At 32.9% G+C, this 22,341-nt stretch carries 16 protein-coding genes and 1 pseudogene; 3 read left to right on the top strand and 14 right to left on the bottom strand.

Annotation, left to right across the window (positions count from 1 at the left end; translation table 11 throughout):
- From ACZ5XR_RS29575 to tnpA, 11 genes are all read right to left on the bottom strand, one after another.
- Positions 1-1,590, bottom strand: a complete 1,590-nt coding sequence (locus ACZ5XR_RS29575) for a VirD4-like conjugal transfer protein, CD1115 family (protein WP_464502502.1) — start codon at positions 1,588-1,590, stop codon at positions 1-3.
- Positions 1,583-2,026 carry a hypothetical protein gene (locus ACZ5XR_RS29570; RefSeq protein ID WP_464502501.1) on the bottom strand — a complete coding sequence of 148 codons (444 nt, stop codon included), beginning with the start codon at positions 2,024-2,026 and terminating at the stop codon, positions 1,583-1,585. Before ACZ5XR_RS29570 ends, ACZ5XR_RS29575 begins: the two co-directional genes overlap by 8 nt.
- Before the next feature lie 41 nt (positions 2,027-2,067).
- Positions 2,068-2,664 (bottom strand): hypothetical protein, encoded by a 597-nt coding sequence (locus tag ACZ5XR_RS29565; protein ID WP_464502500.1) that lies wholly within the window; start codon positions 2,662-2,664, stop codon positions 2,068-2,070.
- Positions 2,665-2,676: 12 nt separating this feature from the next.
- Positions 2,677-3,732, bottom strand: coding sequence for a bifunctional lytic transglycosylase/C40 family peptidase (locus ACZ5XR_RS29560; protein ID WP_464502499.1), 1,056 nt, complete (start codon positions 3,730-3,732; stop codon positions 2,677-2,679).
- Between the two features lie 130 nt (positions 3,733-3,862).
- Complete coding sequence (locus tag ACZ5XR_RS29555) at positions 3,863-5,068, bottom strand: hypothetical protein (protein ID WP_464502498.1); 1,206 nt, start codon at positions 5,066-5,068, stop codon at positions 3,863-3,865.
- A gap of 13 nt (positions 5,069-5,081) precedes the next feature.
- The gene (locus ACZ5XR_RS29550; RefSeq protein ID WP_464502497.1) at positions 5,082-7,055 is read right to left on the bottom strand and encodes a VirB4 family type IV secretion system protein; all 1,974 of its coding nucleotides are present in this window, start codon (positions 7,053-7,055) and stop codon (positions 5,082-5,084) included.
- Between the two features lie 23 nt (positions 7,056-7,078).
- On the bottom strand, positions 7,079-7,738 hold the full coding sequence (gene trsD, locus ACZ5XR_RS29545) for a TrsD/TraD family conjugative transfer protein (RefSeq protein WP_464502496.1): 660 nt from the start codon (positions 7,736-7,738) through the stop codon (positions 7,079-7,081).
- Positions 7,731-8,129, bottom strand: a complete 399-nt coding sequence (locus tag ACZ5XR_RS29540) for a hypothetical protein (protein WP_464502495.1) — start codon at positions 8,127-8,129, stop codon at positions 7,731-7,733. The genes trsD and ACZ5XR_RS29540 overlap by 8 nt, the downstream gene beginning before the upstream one ends.
- Positions 8,130-8,144: 15 nt before the next feature.
- On the bottom strand, positions 8,145-8,474 hold the full coding sequence (locus tag ACZ5XR_RS29535) for a CagC family type IV secretion system protein (protein ID WP_464502494.1): 330 nt from the start codon (positions 8,472-8,474) through the stop codon (positions 8,145-8,147).
- Positions 8,475-8,499: 25 nt separating this feature from the next.
- Positions 8,500-9,543: a hypothetical protein gene (locus ACZ5XR_RS29530; protein WP_464502493.1), complete on the bottom strand. Its 1,044-nt coding sequence runs from the start codon at positions 9,541-9,543 to the stop codon at positions 8,500-8,502.
- Positions 9,544-9,660: 117 nt separating this feature from the next.
- Entirely contained in the window at positions 9,661-10,044 is a 384-nt protein-coding gene (gene tnpA, locus ACZ5XR_RS29525; protein ID WP_464502492.1) for an IS200/IS605 family transposase, read from the bottom strand.
- Positions 10,045-12,040: 1,996 nt separating this feature from the next.
- Here tnpA and ACZ5XR_RS29520 point away from each other — a divergent pair.
- On the top strand, positions 12,041-12,841 hold the full coding sequence (locus tag ACZ5XR_RS29520; RefSeq protein WP_464502491.1) for a ParA family protein: 801 nt from the start codon (positions 12,041-12,043) through the stop codon (positions 12,839-12,841).
- Entirely contained in the window at positions 12,807-13,301 is a 495-nt protein-coding gene (locus ACZ5XR_RS29515) for a ribbon-helix-helix domain-containing protein (protein WP_464502490.1), read from the top strand. Before ACZ5XR_RS29520 ends, ACZ5XR_RS29515 begins: the two co-directional genes overlap by 35 nt.
- A gap of 154 nt (positions 13,302-13,455) precedes the next feature.
- Here the strand turns inward: ACZ5XR_RS29515 and ACZ5XR_RS29510 are convergent.
- From ACZ5XR_RS29510 to ACZ5XR_RS29500, 3 genes and pseudogenes are all read right to left on the bottom strand, one after another.
- Positions 13,456-13,812, bottom strand: a pseudogene (locus ACZ5XR_RS29510) (tryptophan synthase subunit beta); the annotation flags it as partial.
- 1,744 nt (positions 13,813-15,556) lie between these two features.
- Positions 15,557-17,212, bottom strand: coding sequence for a helix-turn-helix domain-containing protein (locus ACZ5XR_RS29505; protein ID WP_464502489.1), 1,656 nt, complete (start codon positions 17,210-17,212; stop codon positions 15,557-15,559).
- Entirely contained in the window at positions 17,206-17,697 is a 492-nt protein-coding gene (locus tag ACZ5XR_RS29500; protein WP_464502488.1) for a hypothetical protein, read from the bottom strand. The genes ACZ5XR_RS29505 and ACZ5XR_RS29500 overlap by 7 nt, the downstream gene beginning before the upstream one ends.
- Positions 17,698-20,196: 2,499 nt before the next feature.
- On the opposite strand from ACZ5XR_RS29500, the gene ACZ5XR_RS29495 reads away from it, so the two are divergent.
- The gene (locus tag ACZ5XR_RS29495) at positions 20,197-21,321 is read left to right on the top strand and encodes a hypothetical protein (protein WP_464502487.1); all 1,125 of its coding nucleotides are present in this window, start codon (positions 20,197-20,199) and stop codon (positions 21,319-21,321) included.
- The last annotated feature ends 1,020 nt before the right edge of the window (positions 21,322-22,341 follow it).

The following is a 22,341-nucleotide window of genomic DNA, read 5'->3' as shown; positions in this document are numbered from 1 at the left end:
TTAAGAGCTCCTTTCTTTTGTTAAATTTATACTTGTGGCGGAATTCATTTGAGAAAAAAAGCTCATAGCCAATTCTTCTTGCTTTTTGGCCTCTTTCTCAGCTACTTTAATTCGTTTTTCCTGTATTTCAACTTCTGCTTTTTGTAAGGATATTTCCCAATCATCGGATCCAATGTATTCTTCGTATTCCTCCATCTTCCTCTTAAACCAGTCTATTACCCCTTGTGAAGGGTTATTTTGATAGTCTAATTGACTGACATAGAATGAGTTCGTAACATTTGGAAACAAGAGATATTGGTACGCTTTTTTTGCTTTGATGGGGTGCTTCCCAGTAATGATGATAATACAATCATCTTTATGCATGGTTAGAATCTCGTCTTCATTCATTAGGTTACGTGCTGCAAACGAGTAATTAGATGATGAAGATGTACTAGATGATTTCCCTTTTGATTCTGACGATGAACCCGTTTCTACTCTTGCGGTTGTTTTGCCCATTAATTGCGAAAAATACTTAGCTGTTGTTTCATTTACATTTCCTAAACATATTTTTGTTCCACAATTACCCAAAATGGATTCTGCTTGTTCCCGCCCATACTTTTCTTGCAATTGAGTGATGTTTTGAACAATTGTCAAAACACCAATTCCATACCCTCGACAAGTGGCTAAGAACCTTTCATAGTCCGGAAACTTACCTAAGTTCGGGAATTCATCTAAGATAAAAACCACAGGCTGAGGGAGTTTTGCTTTGTTTTGAGCTCCGACTTTATACAACTCTTGAAACATCTGATTAAAAAACAAGTTGATTAAGCCTTCCCATGTTGAATCCATTACAGGAATAATGACATATAAAGCTATTTTCCTTTTTCCCACATCTCCTAAGAAGAAATCTGAGAAACTCGTAAACCGTGAAACGGAACTTGAGGTAAAGTCTCCAATCGTGGTGAGCAACGAGATAATAATGTTCGCACGAGTTTTTTCTTGGGACTTTTTAAATCCCAACTCATACGCTCTTCTTGCTGGATGTGATTTATCTAATCTTAAAAATTGTTCGTCTAATTCACTCGCTCCATCATCGCTGGCTTCTGGATCAAACTCCTGTAGGAAGTCTAAAACACCTGTCATGTTCCGTTGATCAGGTGCCATTTCGTGAACCGCGTACAAGATTAACGCTTTTAACAAGCTAAATTGTGCATTGTACCAAAAATCTTTTCGTTTTGGATCATTTTTAGAAGCCACAATCGCATTTGCTACCGTGGAGGCCTGGATTTCCTCCCTAACATAATCAAAGGGATTATAACGATCTGAAGACTCCATTTCTGAAAAATTCACCACATGAACTTCATAGCCTTGTCTTCGTTTGACTTCAGAAGTCATTTCATAAACTTCCCCTTTTGGATCAGTAATTACTAAAGAACATTCCTTTTCGTGTAATACATTGGTTACGACATACCCTTGTGTTTTGGATGAACCCGGGCCTCCAGCTACAAAGTGGTTTCTGTTTGGAAGAATCGAATCCGTTGGCTGCACAATAACGGATTGTTTCAATATACCGGCTATGATTCCGTTATTTTTTATGAAGTCATCAGCCATATCTATTTTCCCCTTTCACATTCATCATACTAGCTTCAAGATCTTTCATAAGTTGATTTACCGGAACACCAACTGTCTCACCCTGTTTAAATATTTCATGCTTGTTAGCGAATCTGCTTGAACCATGAACACCATATTTGTCCGCTAACTGATATTTTCCTTTTGCACCTTTCATAAAAAAAGTAGCATAGAACGTTAATAGGAAAACTGCCCCACTACCTAAGAAGAAAAGAGGATTCTTATCTTTAATCATGAGAGTTGCTTGCACAATGGGATGCCATAAATTTTTCGCTATGAATTCCATATATGGAGCACCAGAAATGTTTGCCTTGTGTTCCGCAATAAATGGAAGAAAACCGGCTATATTGATCACGATCATTTCAAGAAGGACCAGTAAAAAGACTGTTACCAAAAGGCGTATACCAAACATTTTCATGAGTTTTTCTCCTTTTAGATTTCTGATAAAATACTTCTTATTTAGTTACCTTGAAAGGGTTCGAAAGATCCCATTAACTCCAATTTGTCAACTAACCATTTATCTCCAATTCGAATGAGAGTTACTTCGTACATTTGATTTTTTCTTGGAAATTGGCTTTCACCCACCGAATATTGTGTTTCCATGTTTACAAGAGCTTTTGCTTGATTCTTTTCAACAGCACTCAAATAAATACTTAAAGACTTTACCTCATTTTTAAATTTAATTTGTGTGCTTCCTGTTTCTCCGGGAGCTTTTAGTTTTGACATAACAGATTCAACTAATTTGTTTTGGAGTCGATCAAAACGTGAAGCATAATTTTTGTTATTGTAATTAAATAGTTCTTTAAAGGTTTCATCTACAAAACTTTTAACCTCTTCACTATGTTCTATTTCATAATAGGCTTCATTCTGTTGAAAGGCAGTAAGAGCTTTTTCCTTTATATTTGATTCGTTTTTTAACTGATTTATCTGCTTTTTGCTTTCTTCCTTATTATTTTCTGCTTGGGTAACCATTGTTCTTTGACCAACGTACATTAAACCCAAGATAATATTTGCTAGAATGGATATCCCCAAAAAGACAGCCAATACTTTATTCAAGGCATTTCCCTCCTAATGTTCTACTCTACCAAAACCTACAAGATGAGAATTCCAATAAGGAGTATAAATATCATGAATTCCAATACCAGAATCATCTGAATCAAACATTTTCCCGTCCCCTATGTAAATACCTATGTGTGTGATATATTGATCTGTCTCGTATGTTCCAGTATAAAAAACAAAGTCACCTGGCTTTGCTTCTTCTGGTGGGATTTTGGACGAAACATCATACTGTTCCTGAGCAGTACGCGGTAGCTTTATACCAGCCTTAGCAAACGTCCATTGTGTAAAGCCAGAACAGTCAAATCCTGTATTAGGACTTGCACCTGACCACATATAAGGCCATCCTATGTATTTTTGTGCTTCTGAAATAATCGCTTTAAATGTTTTTTCACCCAGTGGGGAAACATTTCTGCTACCAACAGAAATGCCTAATGGAATAAGATTTTTCATCACTTTTTCTGCATACATAAAGTCACCGTAACAGTAAGGAGCTCTCCAATCAGAACAACTGTATCCTCCTATCTTTGCCTCAATCAAAGAAAATTTTTGAGCTAATTTAACGGAATTCTTCCCACCATTTGAAGCAATAAAGTTTATATAACCAGAACCGAAGTTGTAAGATTGAATAATGGTAGCAAAATCTACCCCAGCTTTTTGCCCTTTTTCTAACATGGATTTAAAATGTTGTACACCTAAATTAACGGACATCACTGGATCCTGAATCGAGTTGGGTGGCAATCCAGCAGACTCGGAACTTTGCATAATATCTAGTGTTTGAGAATTTCCTAATTCTTGATACATAAGAGCTAGAAGGAAATCTGTGTATTCTGGAATTCCATACTTCGTAGTATATTCACTTACTAATCCTTTCCATTGCGCAATATGTGGTGGAACATTTGCTGCACCAAATGGTGAATCAATTTTCTCACTAGGTTGTTGTTTAAAGGTAGTCATTCCATTTAACAAGCCTACCATTACGATTAAACCAAATACGACTCCTACCGTAACTTCCTTCCAGTTCCTAACAACAAAAACCGTTCCCTTAATAGCCACTGTTGCTGCCACTTTTTATCCCCCCTTTTCTAAATAATGTTTTTAATCAACTTCTCCTGTTCGTTCTATATTTTTTATCATGCTCTATCTGTTTATCTTCAGGTATGGCGTATACATTATCTTAATTTTTATTTATTCGTTGCTACTGACTTGATTCTAATTCTTTTTTTCTTATCGCCAATTCTAATTCATGGCTTTTCAGCTTTTGGTTTAAACTTTTTGCATCCTCGAGATCACCATGTTCAACAAAGGCTTTACCCATTCGTAGTTGTTGTTCTTTATCTTTTGTAAATGACTCCATGGATAACAAAACACTGTAATCATAACTTACTATTTTCTTTTCAATATCCAAATAAGTACTTTCACCTTCCAATCCTAGAATTTCATTCTTTTTATTTGCTTTATATAAGGCTTCTATTGCAGGCTTTATTAAACTTTTATCCATATCTATCGCCTTTTGATACTCTCCTTTTTTAAAATACACGTTAGCAATCTCTTTATTACTACCGCCATTTTTTTTCAAGAAAGATATGGCTTCATCGTACTTTTTTTCACTTAGTAATTGATAAAACTTTGATTCCTTTTTTACTTTTTGAAGTTCCATCGCATAGACTGTTTGAACATTGTTTACTGCTGATTGCTGAAGAAAAAGAGCTAAAATTAAGGCAAGAGCACCAATCCCAATGAATAAGCCCGCAAATATCTTCTTTCGCCTTTTCATTTTTTGTTTTTCCTCTTCAATTCCAAAGAAGTGCTGAGTTTCTTCCTTTTGGAGTCTCTTGCAAATCAATTCTTTCAAATCTTTAACGGATTCAGCATTTTCAATTCTAAATAAAAATTCATCTTCTTCTTTTTTCAAGAGTTTATCTTTTTCTCGTTTATATTTTTCATAGGTGAACCGGGAAAACATAGAGATTATTAATATTTTGTATTGTTCCAGCTTTTCAATATGTTCATCATAAGGTAACCATTGATTGCTCCTATATAGAAACTTTAGTGTTCTCATATCCTTAAAGAAAATGTTTCTAGGATTGATTAGTACTTTTTCTTCAATAGTATTTAATGGGTCCAGCTCCAACAACTCATTTACTAAGGAGAGGCGTACAACACTTGAGTATTCTTTTGCTTTAACGAGTGTTTGGTAACCGTCTTCCAAAACATAGTCAAGAATATATCGATCATTTCCTTTTTTTATATCACTTAGAGTAAAGAAATAAGGTGAGTCTTCTTTAATCTCTTTTAAATCTTCTAGACCTTCTGCCAACACTTTATTTGCTGGTATTTCCAAACGAAAGTGTTTATTTTGATGAATAAATAACGTTCCGTATTCGAACAATTGGATTTTCACCCTCTGCCCTCCTTTAAAGAACAAAATTTCGTACTTCCTCTTTTTCAATCGGAGTCATTTCGTTTCTAGCTTCATAGTTTGGGGTTTCCTCAGGATCTAACCCATACTTTTCAAAATAACGTTTTTTATTCCAAAGACGAAGTTCCTCTTGTGTTAGCTCCACCCTGATAAAAGCTCGTTGAGATCCATATGTAATTAATGCTTCCCCTTGTCTTTTGGCTCTAAGCAAGGAGAGTTCTTCATCAGAAAAGGATAGATTAATCTTTTTCACAACATCGTCTACCCCTTTATTATCTAGACCAAAAAACACTTTTACATGGCTGTTTTCAATCATGGCCGCCCCCAGATTATCATCGGTATCGAGGACATCAATAATTTGTTGTGTACCTGCAATCGCTCCGGCATTGTATTTTCTAAATCGTTTGTACGCTTGATAGAAAAATCTCATAGAATCAGGATTTTTTGATAAGAAGTGAAATTCATCAATAAATAGATAAATTAACTCATCTTTCCTTTTTGTTACTTCGTCCCATAAGAAACCAAAAATGTTAAAATAACAAGCTGCCTGAACATCGACTTCATTTTGAAGTGATTTTAAATTAAAGGAGAATAAGGAATTATTGATATTTACGTTTGTATGGCCATTAAATAATGAGTTAGAGCCACGAACATAACTCTCTAATATAAAATAAAAATCTTGGATTTTTTCATACCGTTCGATATCACTTTCCTTTAGTTCCCCTAAGTAATTATAAAAATCATGAAGGATGGGAAAATCAGTGGCTCTGAGTTTTTTAAAATCACTTTCTTCATTAATAGAAAAATGATTATATAGATTTGTTAGAGCTTTATCTAAAATACTCGATTCAACCTGTGTTAAATCCGCTTTTAACACTTTAAAAAAGGCTTTTAGACGTTGAACCTTTTGTTTAACAAGGTCCCTTACGAATTCAGCATTTGTATTAAAATCTACATTGTCTGTAATTTCTGTTGAGAATATCTCCAAAGGATTGATCTTTGTTGTACTATTACTACTAAGGTGTACAACTTCTCCTCCCAGGATTTTCACGATATGGGAATACTCATTTTCCGGATCGATAATATAGACCTTAATCCCCATGGCGAAGCTCCGAAGAATCTTCTGAACCATAAAGGTCGATTTCCCAACACCCGATGTTCCTATAACAACCATGTTTTGGTTTAATGTACGCTGCGTATCTAAATAATCAATGGCTACTAATGAGTTGGTTGTCTTATTAATCCCTTCCACCTGAGCCATCGGAGATAGGTAACAAATTTCTGAATCATCAAATGGAAAAAAAGAAGAGGCTGTTTCTGTGTTGCACATTTGATAGGTATAATCCTTTAATTGATTATCACCTAAAGGTAAGGCTGACCAGAAAGCCATTGGTGCAGCATAATGAGGGATTAAAGCTTTCATTCTTAACTTTGTGAGTATCCTTTGTACATTGTCTTCTAAGGTCTTTAGCTCTTCGAGTGAAATTGCTTGAATGAAAATATAGGTGTAAAGATACATAAAGTTGGAACGGTTTGTTAAAACCTGATTGAGTTGGAATCTAGCACTATCAATTTCCGATTTTAACCTGATACGGGTAGCTGGATCTCTTGTTCTTAATAGTTCAGCCTCCTTATTTTTAATAGAATCATTGTAATAACTAATCATTCCCTCAGAGTTTGCAGGCTCTAAATATTGGACAAAGGATATGTTTCCTCTTAACCGTTTCAAGTCAGAGAGCCAGTTTCCTTTTTGCTCTTTGGGATAAGAAACGACGGCAAGCACCTTAATGAAGTTTCCCCCACTTTCTATGAAACTCTTATTTTCCTTCCAAACAAAAGGATAGATGGAATTAAGTTCTTCTGTCTCTAAAACCCCATGGAGTAAGTCTATATGTCTTTGTTCGACTTGCTCTTCTTTTGAATTTCTATGTATTCTTGATTGAAAAAGTGATGTTAAAGAAAAGGGCATAATCTTTTCTCCTTTCCCAGTGGTTAAGCGAATAATTTCGACATTTCAAAATCAAAGTATCGGTATAGCAACGACAAGATTTCTTTCTCAGATAATTTTCGAATTGTTATTTCATACGTCTCAAAGGTGGACCGTAAGGAGTTGGTTATTTCTTCTACCTTTTTCGTTAAAATACTTACCGTACGTTCTAAATCCTGAAAAGTACGTTTATCCATTTTCTCCCTAATGACAATAAAATGTTGTTTCGTTGACATTTCGTTTTTAAGACTAATACTTTGGAAGTGATCTATATAGGAAGCAATTAATTGTCGTTTGTATTCGTTTCCGGCATTTTCTTTATTTTCAAGTTCTTGAAGATAACGTTTTTTCCACCCTAAGTTGTACGATCTTAAATCCACAGGTACACTCATTGAGATGGTTTGTAATTGATCGTGAACTTGGCTCATTAAAAATGATCCATAGTCTTCAAATAAGCGATTCTGTTCATATTCAGCTAATAAATCCATATTGATACCACTTACCTGCAGTATGGACGTTAAGTTTCCATTTTTCAAAAGAATGTAATCCTTATAAATACCCTCAATCACACTTAGATCCTGAATCGTTCTGTGACCCTTTTTTACAAGGGTTTCCACTTCATAGTCAAACTCTGTTTTGTCGAATTCCTTTTTCTTGTTAGCCATGAAAATCATCCTTTTTATTTGATTTCAAGAAATACATCTTCTGTCTATTGTTGTAATTAAAAATTAATTTCAAATAGTTACTATAGGATATATTCGGACGTGATGTAATTGGACGTAAAACAGCAAAAATAAAAGAACCTAAAAGGACTAATGAGACAAAAAACATTTTGACCATCATAAACCCCAATGAGTATGGTGGTATAAGTAAAATGACTGCAGCAACGACTATAGCCGGCAAAATAAATTTAAAAAAATTTCTAATCGATAAACCTTTCACTATGTTATAAGATTTATCTACATTTTCAGGGAAAACAAACGTTTTCCCTTTTCGACTATCATCTTGTCCTAATAATTCTTTAAGGACTGCTTTCACATCTTCTTTTGTAGTCATAAAAATCCCCTTTATTTAAGCGAATAACCCATATACCCAAGGAACAATCCAGACAAGAGCAGATGCCAATCCAACCCCTGCAAGTGCCATTCCTACACCACGGAACATTTCATTTTTCGTATGTGGATCGTCTACACCAGGTAATTTTTTAATAATAATCCAGACACCTACACAAATACCTACTATGACCACAATACTTGTTAAGAATGCTTGAATTTGTTTTAGGCCTTCCTTTACTTTTGCCTCAACCTCACCGGCTGCAAAAGCATGCTCTGGTAGGATATATATACATGCCATAATTACTGCAAACAAAAGTATCAGTTGTAACTTTGTGACTATTTTCACAAATTATCTTCTCCCTTCACTATTTTTAATAATTTTCTATGAATTCGATGCCTAATTCGACTTCTTTATTCACAGATTTTTCTTTTTGTTTTTCTATATAAATAAAATTATTCAATTTTACTAATTCTTGAATTGCCTCCTTTTCAGAAAAGTAAGGTGATAGTTTCTTAACTGTCCCCGACCCATTTAATTTCCCAATGTACGAACCTTCTTTATTTGAGATTACCTCAAAATCAAGTTGCATTTTTTGGAGTTCTTTATGTATCTCATTATCAAAAGAGGCAAGAAATCCTTCTCCAATTGAACGACTATCCAAAATAAGTTCGTCAAACGCTATTCTTAGACTTGGATAATTACTTACTCTTTCTATCCATTTTTCAGCAAGATCGGGTAGCCTGAGCTCCTTTTCCTTTCCATCCCCTTCAAAGAAGATCCGAACCCCTCTATCATCCTTGGAAATACTATGTATCAAAATTGTCTTACCTATAAGGTCCAGAGGAATATGTAATTCCTCAAACGCTTTCTCTAGAGAGTGTTTTCTAAACATCGGATTATTTTTCAATTCGTCTTTAATTACAACGGTTCTAGCTTGTTCAATATTTTCAAAGGAGGTAAGTGTTTTAAATGGTTTTAGTAAATTCAGTCGAAATTGCTTATTATCTTGAAGAGAGAACACCTTACCATTTTCAGATAGTAAGAATGTTTGCTTTCTGAGCTTTTCAAATTCAGATGTTCCGAACGTGTTTAGAAGCACTTCCTCTTTGGATTGAAAAACTTGGGTAACTTTATGAGGTACTTTAAACTCCTGTTTATAAACACCATAAAAATTATTGTTTTCCTGGAAAATATGAAAAGCACTCTTACCTTTATCAACTGGAAACGATTCTATTAAGTCCCCATTTACTTCAAATAGTTCCGGTTGGTGTCTTTTTATTAAAGAGTAATACAGTTCGTACTTTGCTTCATCTCGCTCTTCGATTGACGTAAAATTCATTCTCCAGGCCTTCAATTCATCATCAATGATTCTTATCTTATCTAGTTCCTTTTGCTTTTTAAACTCTTCTATCATTTGTAAAATAGAATCGGTTATTGTAAGCATTGAATTATTAATGGATCGTTCAATCGAATCGTTCCTCACAAGACATTCTCCTTTCCGAAAAAAAGGGAATAATTATCTAGCAAATCCTCAAAGTGTATCTTTATACTTTTTTATCAAATTATCTAGTTGCCTTTCGTCAGTTGAAATAAAATATTTTTGATCCCACAAACTACTACCGTTTCTTAATTTAGATTCTGGAAATTCCTTAAACAAAAACCTTGCAGAACCACCTTTTAAAGCTTTCATGATATTTGGTATATAATGTGTTGTTTTACAATTAATAAGGAGTTTAACTCTATACCCCTTCATCTCCATTTCCAATATTTTAAATTCATAACGGTTGGATACATTTTTAAAATAGGACCTAATAAAGTTTACTTCCTCTTCGTTTAGCAAAAAGTTATTTGTAAAAAAAATAATATGATATTGCAAGCAACTCACATGATATTTGTTTGAGTAAATATCAGACATATAGATTTTTCCTCTCAACTCCCTTAGATGATATTGCTATTTATCTCGAATATTTGTTCTACCTATACCATAACAAATTTTTACCATTATCGGTATATTCTGATAACAAATTCTTAAAAATGAGTCATAAGCATTGTGTATGGTAAAAAAGCCCAAATATAGTATTTGAGCTTTAAGAGACTTAAGTCATATTAGATTGGTAGAATTAATTTTTATTAAATTAGACTCTTTCATGCTTTTAATATACAAGTCTTCTCAAGAAAATCCAGAAAACCTATTTGTTCACTCATTTTAAAGGGTCTATTTATAGACTCCGGGTTGAATCTATCTAAATAAACCAGGATTTGAAAATACCAACGATTTTGACCTATCGTCAAATTAAAATAACGTAAGACTATGTTAACAAAGAAGGGTTTATTATTCACCTTCCTATATTAAATAATGCCTTATCATTGGTTGTAGGAATAGATCATGTACTTATATATTTATTCGAAACGTAGGAAACAAGTTTACTAAAATTCTTTTGTTAAGTATTCATTATTTTTAATAAACAAATTATCTGTTTAAAAACAACAAATCTAAAAATAATTTTAATATCAATTTATAAAATAATATATATGTCGATATATATATTGATGATATTATTGAAAATAATTTTTTATATTTTAATTTAGTAATCTGTTTTTAATAATCTCCCTATGATCATTAAAGACAATGCTTATACTTGGAAATGAAATCTCTTTTTAAACATATATATGGAAATATAACATGGATTAATAATTCAAAAAATACATCAACTTATATGTTAACATATACGTTTACATATATATATAAATATAATTTCTAATGGTTTCTTATTCTCTCTTTTAGTTTCTCTCAAACCATGATGTAGCAAAATCTAAAATTCTTAGATATACCAAATAATTTGGTTAAAATGCCAATAAAACACATTTTATTTATGTATCAAAGTATAACTTATCATATATATCAACATATGTTTAATCATTATTATCATTGCATTTATTTTAAAATAATTGAAGGAGAACCTAACGTTGTTATCCCTATTATATTCTATTAATAAAAATGAACTAAGATTAACGAAATGAAATGAGTAATTTGAAAATACCATATAATAAAGATCCATTCCAAGGAATTTTAAACGAACGTTGATGTATATATCATTTAATATATATTTTATATACAATAACATATATATTAATGTTGTTTTTAATATATTATTCTTGTTTTAATTTTGACTTTATTATTATTTCATCTATTGTTTATTGATTGAAATAATATTCAAAGTCATATGCGATTGATAATTACATTTATTTAAAAAATATTTTTGATATTATTATCAATTTTATTTAATATTTTGATTTATCAAATAACATATATGTTAACATATATGTTATTATTGTCGTTAATCTCATTTCTATTTATAATATAATTTTCAAGATATATACATATATATATTAATCTTATAAAAGTATATACAATAGGATATTAATATTGATAATGATTTTATTGTTTGCTTATAAAGCAATTTATAATTTGATATATATGTTAACATATATTAATAAATTTATTATTCTTATAAAAATTCATATGATAAATATAATAATTCGATGTATATGTTAACATATGTTTTATTTTACAAATCTATTCTAAATTGATAAAAGCTGAATCCCAGGATCTGTGTTGTTATAACCATGGAAAAATAGATTAATAATGGACATCATTAAATAGATTATTAATTTAGTAGTCGTCAACAAAATAAAAATATACATCAACTATGAATTGAAAGTTAACATACACATCATGTTTTACTATATGTCAATATATATGTTGACATATGTTATGAAACTATTATCAAATAATGCAATAACATAAAGTATAATGTTGTCATTATCCACTTGGTATATTTGGACAATAATGCTAAAATAGATGATAAAGGATTTATATATTCAAAAATACATTAAAAGAGGTGATAGTGTTGACAGCAAAAATAATAACGTTTGGAATTAGTAAAGGCGGCTGCTCTAAGTCTACTACCAGCGGAATCACTTCATTTCTCTTAAGTGAAAATGAAAGAGTATTAGCTATCGACATGGACGGACAAGGTAATTTAACTAGTTTCTTAACCGGTGAATATGACATATGTAATGTGTTTGAGGAAAGGACCGTTCTGGAGGCCATTTTGGATCAGGATGCAAGGTCTTATATTATTAAAATCAAAGAAAATCTTGATTTAATTCCAGCAAATGATTTTCTTGCTACACTACCTAGAAAAATGTTCGAAAAACAACTGAAATTGGATGCTTTGCAGATAGCATTACAACCAATAATGGAAGATTATGATTGGATTATAATTGATACACCACCTGCATTATCTGAGCAAACAGTTATGCCTCTTAGTACATATTCAGAAGCAGGGAGTTATGCTGTTGTAATGTTTGACGGATCTATGTTTGCTTATTATGCTATTCCTAAATTTTTAGAGATTATTGAAGGTGCCAAAGAGCGTTATAATCCGTCCTTAATAACTTCTGGAATCCTATTTTCATTGATTGATACAAGAGCTAAGGAAAACGATGTAATGATAGAGGCCGTTGATGAGGATTTCCCAAATATGAAATTCAATACCATCATAAAAAGAAAAGCTTCTACTAGACGTATAGCTATCGAAGGTTTTGAAGGAAATGTAGAATTAAGAAATGCCCTAGAATATTACATTCCATTTGTAAAGGAGTTGAAGGAACGTGTCAACCAAAAACAACCTCAAAAGTCGAATTAAAAAGCCCAATGCTACACAAGCTTTTTTTAATTCATATGATACTAATAATGATGACACTATCAAAATAGATAATATCAAAAACGATATTAATGATAATATTGTTGAAGTGAATAAAGCTATTGTTAAAGATGAAGTTGTTAGTAATGACGTTGATGAGACTATCAATGATAAGAAAACTGATGTTATGAATGATGATAAAACATATGTTAATAATAACAATGATAATAATAACGTTGTTGTTGATAATGATTATGATGATTATTTTCGCGAGTTAGCTTCCGGAAAGAAACCAACAAAGAAGAAAAACAAAAAAGTTTTTACTTCGTTTTATATGGATCAAGACTTAGCAGCTGAAGTAGACAAAATTGCTGCAAGAGGAGAAAAAGGGGACAAATCCAAACTTATTAACATGGGAATAAGAAGATTATTAGAAGAATACGGAGTAATTCATAGTAAATAACTTCACTTTATTCATGTTCAAATAATTACGAATATGTTTGAAAAATATCTATGTTTTTCCCCGGTGAATACAAGAATTTTCTCTAATACTTCAATAAAACTAAAAGTCCTATTCTTAATAGAATAGGACTTTTAGTTACTCCAATAAAGGTGAACTCCATACCAAAAATCGCACAAGCAGTAGCAACACCGTGTTCACCTGCACCTGTTTCGTTAATAATACATTTTGTTCCCAATCATTTACAAAGTAAAATGTAACCAATTAGTATTATTGATTTTTTGGGCACCATTATGATTTAAATGTTAATACTTTAGATAAATCTTTGCATCACCTATATTTTCACTTACAATTCTTTCATAGGTAAGTGGATTCTCACGACAATGTATTCTTTAAGATAATATTGAATTTCTTCAACGAACTCAGGATCATTTTTATAGCGGTTAATCAGTTCTCCCAAAGTGTTCAACACTTTTTGCAAATCTTCAGGAACGTAGCTTCCGCCAACTTCTCCTTATAATCCTTTTTCAACTGTACTAATGCTCAATCTAATCCATCTCCTTTAAAAATATTTCTCTCAACTTTATCAAATACTATAAGTCGCGTGCTAGAAAATCCAGTATATTCAGTTGTTTTTATTTAATGAACAAGAAACAAAAATCAAGATTCTGATTTCAATCGCAATCCAGACTCAAAGAAGAAGAAGGAATGATTGATTTTATTTATGTTTCATAAACTATTCACAGGTCATTACTCTTCTTAAAGATAATGACGAATTCTCTTGTCATAATATAAATACCTTAAAAATTTTTACTTAATCCTATTCAAAGGAGTTGTCCGAAACTTCATTAGTTTTTTTGGTTTTAATGTCTTAATTATTAATATATGAATATATGATAATGTTTTAATCATCAATAAATTAAAATCGTTATTTACAATGAAATATACAATAACATATATATTATTGTATATTTCATTTTCTTCTCTTTTCGTTTTTCCTTGTTGCTGGAATACTTTAAACTACGATTGAACCCTTTTAATTTTTTCAAAAAATACCTATTCTAACTCAGGATTCCCCCTCCCTAATTCAACTTAAGAATGGAGAAATGGAAAAGTAACCATGAGTTATCATACAAAAAAGAGAATTTAATGAAAGAGGGGAGAGAACGATTAATTGGGCAAGAATAATTCAAAAAATAATTTTGATTAGGATCATTTAATTTTTTTCCTAGTCGGTGGATTTATTAGTATTGGTTAACCTTTTGATTTAGGTGGTCTAATACTTTATTATCGAGTACTTTAAACCAACATCATCAAATAACTTTATTTGACTGAAAAATATCCAAGTTTTTGTTAATAAATTATTTTCTTCTTACTTTCAATCCAAATAATAGCTGCCAAAAACAACATTACTTCCTCTTGAAAACACATGTATTTTCATTAATATCGTTAGTGACCAAAAAATAAATTATATAAAAAAACAACAACAATATCATATATGTTATTGTTGTTTAATGCATATATGATATCTTTGAATATAACATAATAAACAACAAATTAATTATTAATATCATCATTGTTATTACTTATAACAATGATGATATTAATAATAATGATGATATTAATAATAATGATATAAACGTTTACTTGAATGTTTACAAAACGTATACCTTGTATACGTTTTTCTTAAAAAAGGCCGATGAGGTTTATTATATATATGAAATGTATGGAGCCCCCCTAATAATTAAACATTTTCAAAAAGAACATCGGGATCTCTAAAAAGAATTAAATTTTTGTCAAGGAAGATATTTTATTAATTTGTATGTTTAAACGTTTTATAGTTTGGGAATTATATAGATAAGAAGATTAAAAATTGGGGGTAATACGGATGAAGTTAGAAAATAAACCGATGATATGTGAATTTATACAAGAGAACCAATTTGAGCTAAACCAATACCTTACCAATTTATTTAATTATTTTAAGAACTCTAACGTGTTTGAAGATTAGTTGAAACGATGTGGAAAAAATAAGTGGAATATTTAGGGAAAATTAAATATGGTGAAATGTATGCAGCTAATATATTCCACGGATAGGAGTATTTTAACCAATTAAATAGTTGTCTTACAGAAGTGATTCCACCATCCCATATAATTGGAGGGGAGTAACAAGGGGCAAAAATGAAGAGATTCAAAAGACACCAACACGTATTATATATTGAATACTCAATTTAATAAAAAAAATAAGCATCCATCGGTGCTTATTTTGCATTTAGCCAATCCTTCATTTTTCCTAAGCTATCTGTATACGGCCGCTTGATTAGGTTTCTTTCATACCGGGATAATGTACTATGAGAGATGCCCATTTCCTTAGCTGCCTCTAATATGCTTAAACCCCGTTCAATTCTTTCCTTATTCATGGTTTCGGGACTCACAAATTTTTCTTCGACAATCTCATTGGTAGCTGCAGCCTCAATTTCCGACATGCCCTTCAACATACTGGAGAAATTCATGGTTTCGTAATCATGATCTTCAATTAACAATAAGTCCCTATCATCCCCATTTCCCGTGACCTCAATGGGAGGAATGATTTGAACACGAGCCTTCAACCAAGTGTTTGCAAACCAATTTCGTTCCTGCTCGATCTGCTGTTCTAAGTCTTTTTCCTTATAACTCCATTCTTTAATGATTCCGTCCTGTTGGAGTGTATCTAATATTTCTTCAAACTGTTCTTTAATCCTCGAACCATATCGTGGGTTCACATCCAAGTCCATGACTTTTAACAGCCCCTTATCTCCACCGATATGGTAGGCTCTTAGATAGTCCGCACTTTTTTGGCGTATCCTCCATTGCCAGGATAGATACCTGGACAATCTTTTATGGTACTTTTGCTTCGTTGGATGGTATTCGAGCGTCTTCAATGCCAACAAACCACTGCTCCTTTGGGAGCCGTACAAGAAGTTGGCGAGCAATTCCCCTGGACGAATGCTGCATTCATATATACCAATTGGATTTTCTCCTCTATAAGCAACCGTTACGCTATCCACTAAAAACAAGGGATTAAATTGAACTTGACCAATTTCCTCAAAGTTTCCTTGATCTTCATTGATGAACCTCAAATTTTCTCGTTCAATCCTGATCCAAATAGTGGTAAGGGCTGCCAGCCTTTTCATAATTTCATCCCGCTCTTTTTTCCGATAAGAGGTTTGATATCCGTCGTCATCTTCACTCCGTCCTTGTAATCTTCTAAGATTCAGCGCATCATCTGTGTGAAAATGAATCATTTGTTCTTTATGAGCAGCTTGCTGCATCCACAGAATCGAAACAATATCAAAAATATCAGCCGTTAAGTCATCCATCGAAGTGATAGCTTGAGAAGTGAGATTTTTCCATTGTTCAATGGCTGCATTCGATTTCATTTTTAAATAGGCGTTTTCTGACCTTACTTGAGCAGTGGCTTCTAATGCCTTTTCCGCAATCTTTGCAGTAGGAATCTCGGTTGCGATATCAAAATCATTTTTACTGATCGTCTCTCTTAATCTATGAAATAACAATGCGGATCCGGAGTCAGCGAAATTCTGATTCAACAAGGAATTAATTACTTGGCGATTGTTTGATTTTAAGGAGTAGGGGGCATTTTCTTCCTCAACTATCCGAATGTAGGGGAGAACAAAATTTCTAATCTCATCTTTATACTCGTGGGCCCATTGTTCCATACTTTCAAATTTCAATTGATGATCTTTTCCTAAACGATCTATGATCACAAAAAAAGCTTTTAACGATTGGCAAGGCTGATAATCTCCTTGACTTGCCATAAGATGACGAATGTCTTCGCTCCATTCAGTGAAGAGTTGAGGATAATCTGGAAAGATTATTTTCGTCACATTTAAAAATTTATTTTGCAAGGTATTTAACATGATTTTTCATCCATTCCTTTCCTAGTCGACTCAATGTATACATGTGAGTACTGATGGATGTAATCATGGAAAACACCCGTTTGCAAAATACCCAAATCATGCAGAAAGCAGATGGATTCAAAAGAAAGGAACTGAGCTATCGGATTTTTTTCCTGAATGGCCGTTATCAACAGTTTGATGTCCTTTTTTTGGTAAATAAGATAATTCCCTTTAGATTCCTTTATCTCTTGAGGTGAATAGCTGGTTTCGATCATTGGATAAGTATAATTACACTCATATACTATTTCACCATCAATATAATAGGTAGGTATACTAGATTCTTTATAAGACTTATAATATTCGATTTGTTTTCGCAGCCATATAGGACCGCTTGATAAGCTAATGACTGGTTTGGGCAACACTCCACGCCGATGATAGGTGGAGACCTTCCTCCGATCCCATCCGAGGATTTCACCTACCTCTTTCACCCCTACTAAAAAATCCATCCCTTTTTCTTCCCCTTATAAACTAGTATAGAGTTATTATGATTGAGATATGTTGCATTTGTCAACATCTCTTGGAACTATATCAAAGCACACAAATTATATTTTATTCTACATCAGACTGACACATTAATGTGCTACTTTTTATTTCTTTGACGTTTCCTCTCACCATGTGCACATCTCTATTTTCTAGCATCCTCATCATACTTATCAAGAAGGGACTATACGGGCATTTGAAATGCAATGCTTTCCTCCACTTTGACGTTTCCTTTCACAATGTGCACAATAATTCCTTTTTCCTAGCAACCTCATACTCATTATCAAGAAGGGACTATACGGGCATTTGAAATGCAATGCTTTCCTCCACTTTGACGTTTCCTCTCACAATATGCACAATGCTTTTTACTAAAAATCCTCTTTCACCTTATCAAAGAGCGGCTATACAGGCACTTGGGCTGCAATAATTTCGTCCACTTTGACGTTTCCTCTCACATTGTGCACAATGGATTTTCTAAAGATCCTCATTCAGCCTTATCAAAGAGGGGTTATAAAGGCACTGGGACTGTAATAATTTCGTCCACTTTGACGTTTCCTCTCACATTGTGCACAATGGATTTTCTAAAAATCCTCTTTCAGCCTTATCAAAGAGAGGTTATACAGACACTGGGACTGCAATAATTTCGTCCACTTTGACGTTTCCTCTCACATTGTGCACAATGGATTTTCTAAAAATCCTCTTCCAGCCTTATCAAAGAGAGGTTATACAGACACTGGGACTGCAATAATTTCGTCCACTTTGACGTTTCCTCTCACATTGTGCACAATGGATTTTCTAAAAATCCTCTTTCAGCCTTATCACAGAGGGACTATACAGACACTGGGACTGCAATAATTTCGTCCACTTTGACGTTTCCTCTCACATTGTGCACAATGGATTTTCTAAAAATCCTCTTTCAGCCTTATCACAGAGGGACTATACAGACACTGGGACTGCAATAATTTCATCCACTTTGACGTTCCTCTCACATTGTGCACAATGGATTTTCTAAAAATCCTCTTTCAGCCTTATCACAGAGGGACTATACAGACACTGGGACTGCAATAATTTCGTCCACTTTGACGTTTCCTCTCACATTGTGCACAATGGATTTTCTAAAAATCCTCTTTCAGCCTTATCAAAGAGAGGATATACAGGCACTGGGACTGCAATAATTTCTCCACTTTGACGTTTCCTCTCACATTGTGCACATATCTTTTTTTCGAGAATCCTCATTCTCCTTAACAACGAGAGACTAAGAACCACAGGAGTGCAATGATTTGTCCAATCTGACGGGTCCTTTCACAATGTGCACAATACTTTTTTATAGATTCCTCATTTACTCTTATCAAAGAAGTACTATACAGACACTAGGACTTCAATAGTTTAGTCTACTTTGACGTTTCCTCTCACCATGTGCACATATCTTTTTTTTCGAGAATCCTCAATTCTCCTGAACAAAGAAGGTCTATACATCGCAGGAATTGCAATGATTTGTCCAATTTGACGTTTCCTTTCACAATGTGCACAATGCATTTTTATAGAATCCTCATTAGTCCTAATCAATGAGGGACTATACAGTCACTATGACTGCAAAAAATTTCGTCTACTTTGACGTTTCCTCTCACCATGTGCACATATTTTTTTTTTCGAGAATCCTCAATTCTCCTGAACAAAGAAGGTCTATACACCGCAGGAATTGCAATGATTTGTCCAATTTGACGTTTCCTTTCACAATGTGCACAATATATTTTTCTTAAATCTTTATTCACCCTTAACAAAGAGGCACTAAAAACAAGCACTAGGATTGCCATGACTTTTAAATTTTGACGTTTCCTCTCAACGTGGACAATGTTTCCCAAAACCATCATGTACTTCTCCTCTCACAAAGTGGATCGATAAAAATACCGGATTAAAGAAACTACTATTCACAGAAGATTATCAAAGGATCATTGTGCAACTTTTCTTTGCATGACGTTTCCTCTCACATTATGCACAAAGCCTTAAATTGACTAGGTTTTCTTTATTGTCTTTAATGAACCTTAAAATTTACATTAATATCTTATATAAACACAAAATATTGCACAATTTTCTCTTTCTTTTGTTTGAAAATGAAAAAAATGACGTTTCCTCTCACATAAACTTGCACTGATTCCTGTGCAAGTTTTTTAGTTTTGATTTTGTTTTGAAGGAAACTTCTAAAGAAACGTTGATATATCAACTGTTCTCTTAACCTATTAGTCTATTATTCCATGACATTTCCTCTCACAATGGGCACAAAACATGAAAAAATTTGACGTTTCCTCTCACATAAAAAAAATTATAGTTTTTTCCAAACCCTTGTCTCTCAAGGGTTTGACGCCTGTTGTGCAACTTTAAAAATCCCTTAATAAAGGGCATCATAACCTAAATTTTCATTTTGCTATAATTCAAACTAGGGAAAATAGGCGAGAGGAGGGCGAACAATGAAGAGTAAAATGAAAATTGATGGTTTTCGCATGCATCATGCTATATTGGAAGAATTCCGTTTTCTACGCGATGAGTCTTTTGAGCGCCCTCCTGCCTCTGCTTATGTCGTATATATGACGATGTTAAAACAATTGGAAGTAGAACAGAATCAACGCGGCATGTTAAAGGAGTACAATCTTTCATTCTGGGCAAAAAAACTGGGAATCTCATACTCTACCCTTTGGGGAGGGAAGAGGTTTTTAGAAGAGCATCATTTTGTAAAAGAGGAAATCCTCGAAGGATTACCAGTCCTTGTCCTAAAAGATGTAGAAAAGTATAATACGCCTGAACATATTGGTGGGATTCTTAACTACCTGATCATACCGCATGCCCTTTTTGACACCAATATCTTAGCTGAATTCGTACGTACTTCAAACCCTGAAGGGATCGAACTGCTATTATCTTTGCTTAACCAATTTCGAACTGGTATGTCTTTCAGTAAGTCCGGTGAAGTAGAGAAAATAAAACAAGAACGGACAATGAAAACACTCAAGTTTCAACTGAACAAAAATGCAAAAGGAGTCCGTAAAACATTAAGCGTTTTAGAGGCTCTATTTTCTATAGAATTCACTGGGATTGAAGTTCGAGGGAAACAATTGTGGATTAAAAAAGTTTCTTTTACCTTGAAGGCAGAATGCGTAGAAGAAAAAACAGATGAATTTAACGTGAACTCACTGATGGCAAAATTATCGAAGGAACTTACCTACTTCTTAGATGGGCATCATATTAAATATAAACCAAGAGACCAAATTGATGTCATGATTTCTTTTAAACAAGAAGTAGTAAATAAAATGAACTATCTTATGGATGAAGATAAGAAGAACTACACTGTACGTGATCGTTTCATGAAAAAATTCTTTATAGAAACAATGGATCAAATTGGAAGCCTAATACATACAGAAAAACAACGAACCGGATCATTTCATTTTTACTCCATCGGTGCTTTTTTCAGAATGGCTTTCAGAAAGTATCTTCCTGGCGCTTTAAGAAAGCTGCCATATGAAATGATCTTTGAAGCTAACATTAGGGAACTTACCATAACTGGACAAGATCCAGCACTTTACAATCTAATGAAATTGTGAGCCTTGTGAAAAAATTCAATCTTCACAGGGCTATTAGTGTTTATTGAAATTTTAATACACAAGCAAATCTTACAAAAAAATTCCTTCTCTTTCCTTTCTGTCATAAAATATGACAGATTTACTGCGAAGGGATATTTTTTTATATCTAAGAGGTTCCGAATGTACACTTGTGTATTAGTGAATATCACAAATAGAACCTTGTGTAGATGTAAATAATCAAAAAAAAGACTTGTGTAGATGTTTATTCTTTTATTTTACCTTTGTGCAATAGTGGAAATTATGTTATTGCTCATCTTAAAAAAAGCTGAACTCCTTGTCCTGCAAGGGATATACCCCAAAACTTTTAAAATGCCTATTAATATTTGTTTCTTTTATTAACTATGTATTCCTTATTAAATATAAATATTCTTATTAAATATGTTATTTACGATAAAAATCCATGAATCTAAAAAATTCATATTCATTTTCTATGTAGATAAGGAGATAATTGCTCCATTGAACAACTTCAATGTCCCTAAACAAAAGAGTAATCCCGTTTAAGCACTCAGGTGGGTTCCCACACTAGGACAATTGATGGTAGATAATATCTCGATCATAAATGGTGGACTTTGAAAACCCCTTTCCGTCCAGAGAAGTTATTATTAAATTAATATTGATGCTTCCGCTCCATCCAAAATAATAGTCTACAGTTCCAAATCAACAAAAAATTACACTCATTAATTGGGTTCCCCCTATCATATGCAATTACATCTTGATTTTCCCTTCTAACTGAAAAGATCCTTGCCTTAATAATCTAACTTTTTAACCCCGGCGGTTATTTATAGTTCTGAATGGATAGGTACATAAAGATTATCTACCTTAGCACCTTATTTTTCCGAGAAAAAGTACACTTTATCTATAGTTCGATATGTTTTTCCTGTACCCATTCTGAGTCTGACACCTGTATAACTTAAATGCCATTACATTGTTGTGCTACTATCAAAATTGAGAGAAAAATAGAAAAATGGGATAAAATTTATC

The organism is Neobacillus sp. Fa239, assembly GCF_055395235.1.
Note: the sequence above shows the minus strand (reverse complement) of the source record. Positions and strands in the feature narration are given on the sequence as shown.

Excerpts from the sequence above, each read along its gene's own strand:
- ACZ5XR_RS29575 (WP_464502502.1), bottom strand. The coding sequence starts at position 1,590 with ATGGCTGATGACTTCATAAAAAATAACGGAATCATAGCCGGTATATTG.
- ACZ5XR_RS29570 (WP_464502501.1), bottom strand. The coding sequence starts at position 2,026 with ATGAAAATGTTTGGTATACGCCTTTTGGTAACAGTCTTTTTACTGGTC.
- ACZ5XR_RS29550 (WP_464502497.1), bottom strand. The coding sequence starts at position 7,055 with ATGCCCTTTTCTTTAACATCACTTTTTCAATCAAGAATACATAGAAAT.
- trsD (WP_464502496.1), bottom strand. The coding sequence starts at position 7,738 with ATGGCTAACAAGAAAAAGGAATTCGACAAAACAGAGTTTGACTATGAA.
- ACZ5XR_RS29540 (WP_464502495.1), bottom strand. The coding sequence starts at position 8,129 with ATGACTACAAAAGAAGATGTGAAAGCAGTCCTTAAAGAATTATTAGGA.
- ACZ5XR_RS29530 (WP_464502493.1), bottom strand. The coding sequence starts at position 9,543 with ATGATAGAAGAGTTTAAAAAGCAAAAGGAACTAGATAAGATAAGAATC.
- tnpA (WP_464502492.1), bottom strand. The coding sequence starts at position 10,044 with ATGTCTGATATTTACTCAAACAAATATCATGTGAGTTGCTTGCAATAT.
- ACZ5XR_RS29505 (WP_464502489.1), bottom strand. The coding sequence starts at position 17,212 with ATGTTAAATACCTTGCAAAATAAATTTTTAAATGTGACGAAAATAATC.
- ACZ5XR_RS29500 (WP_464502488.1), bottom strand. The coding sequence starts at position 17,697 with ATGGATTTTTTAGTAGGGGTGAAAGAGGTAGGTGAAATCCTCGGATGG.
- ACZ5XR_RS29495 (WP_464502487.1), top strand. The coding sequence starts at position 20,197 with ATGAAGAGTAAAATGAAAATTGATGGTTTTCGCATGCATCATGCTATA.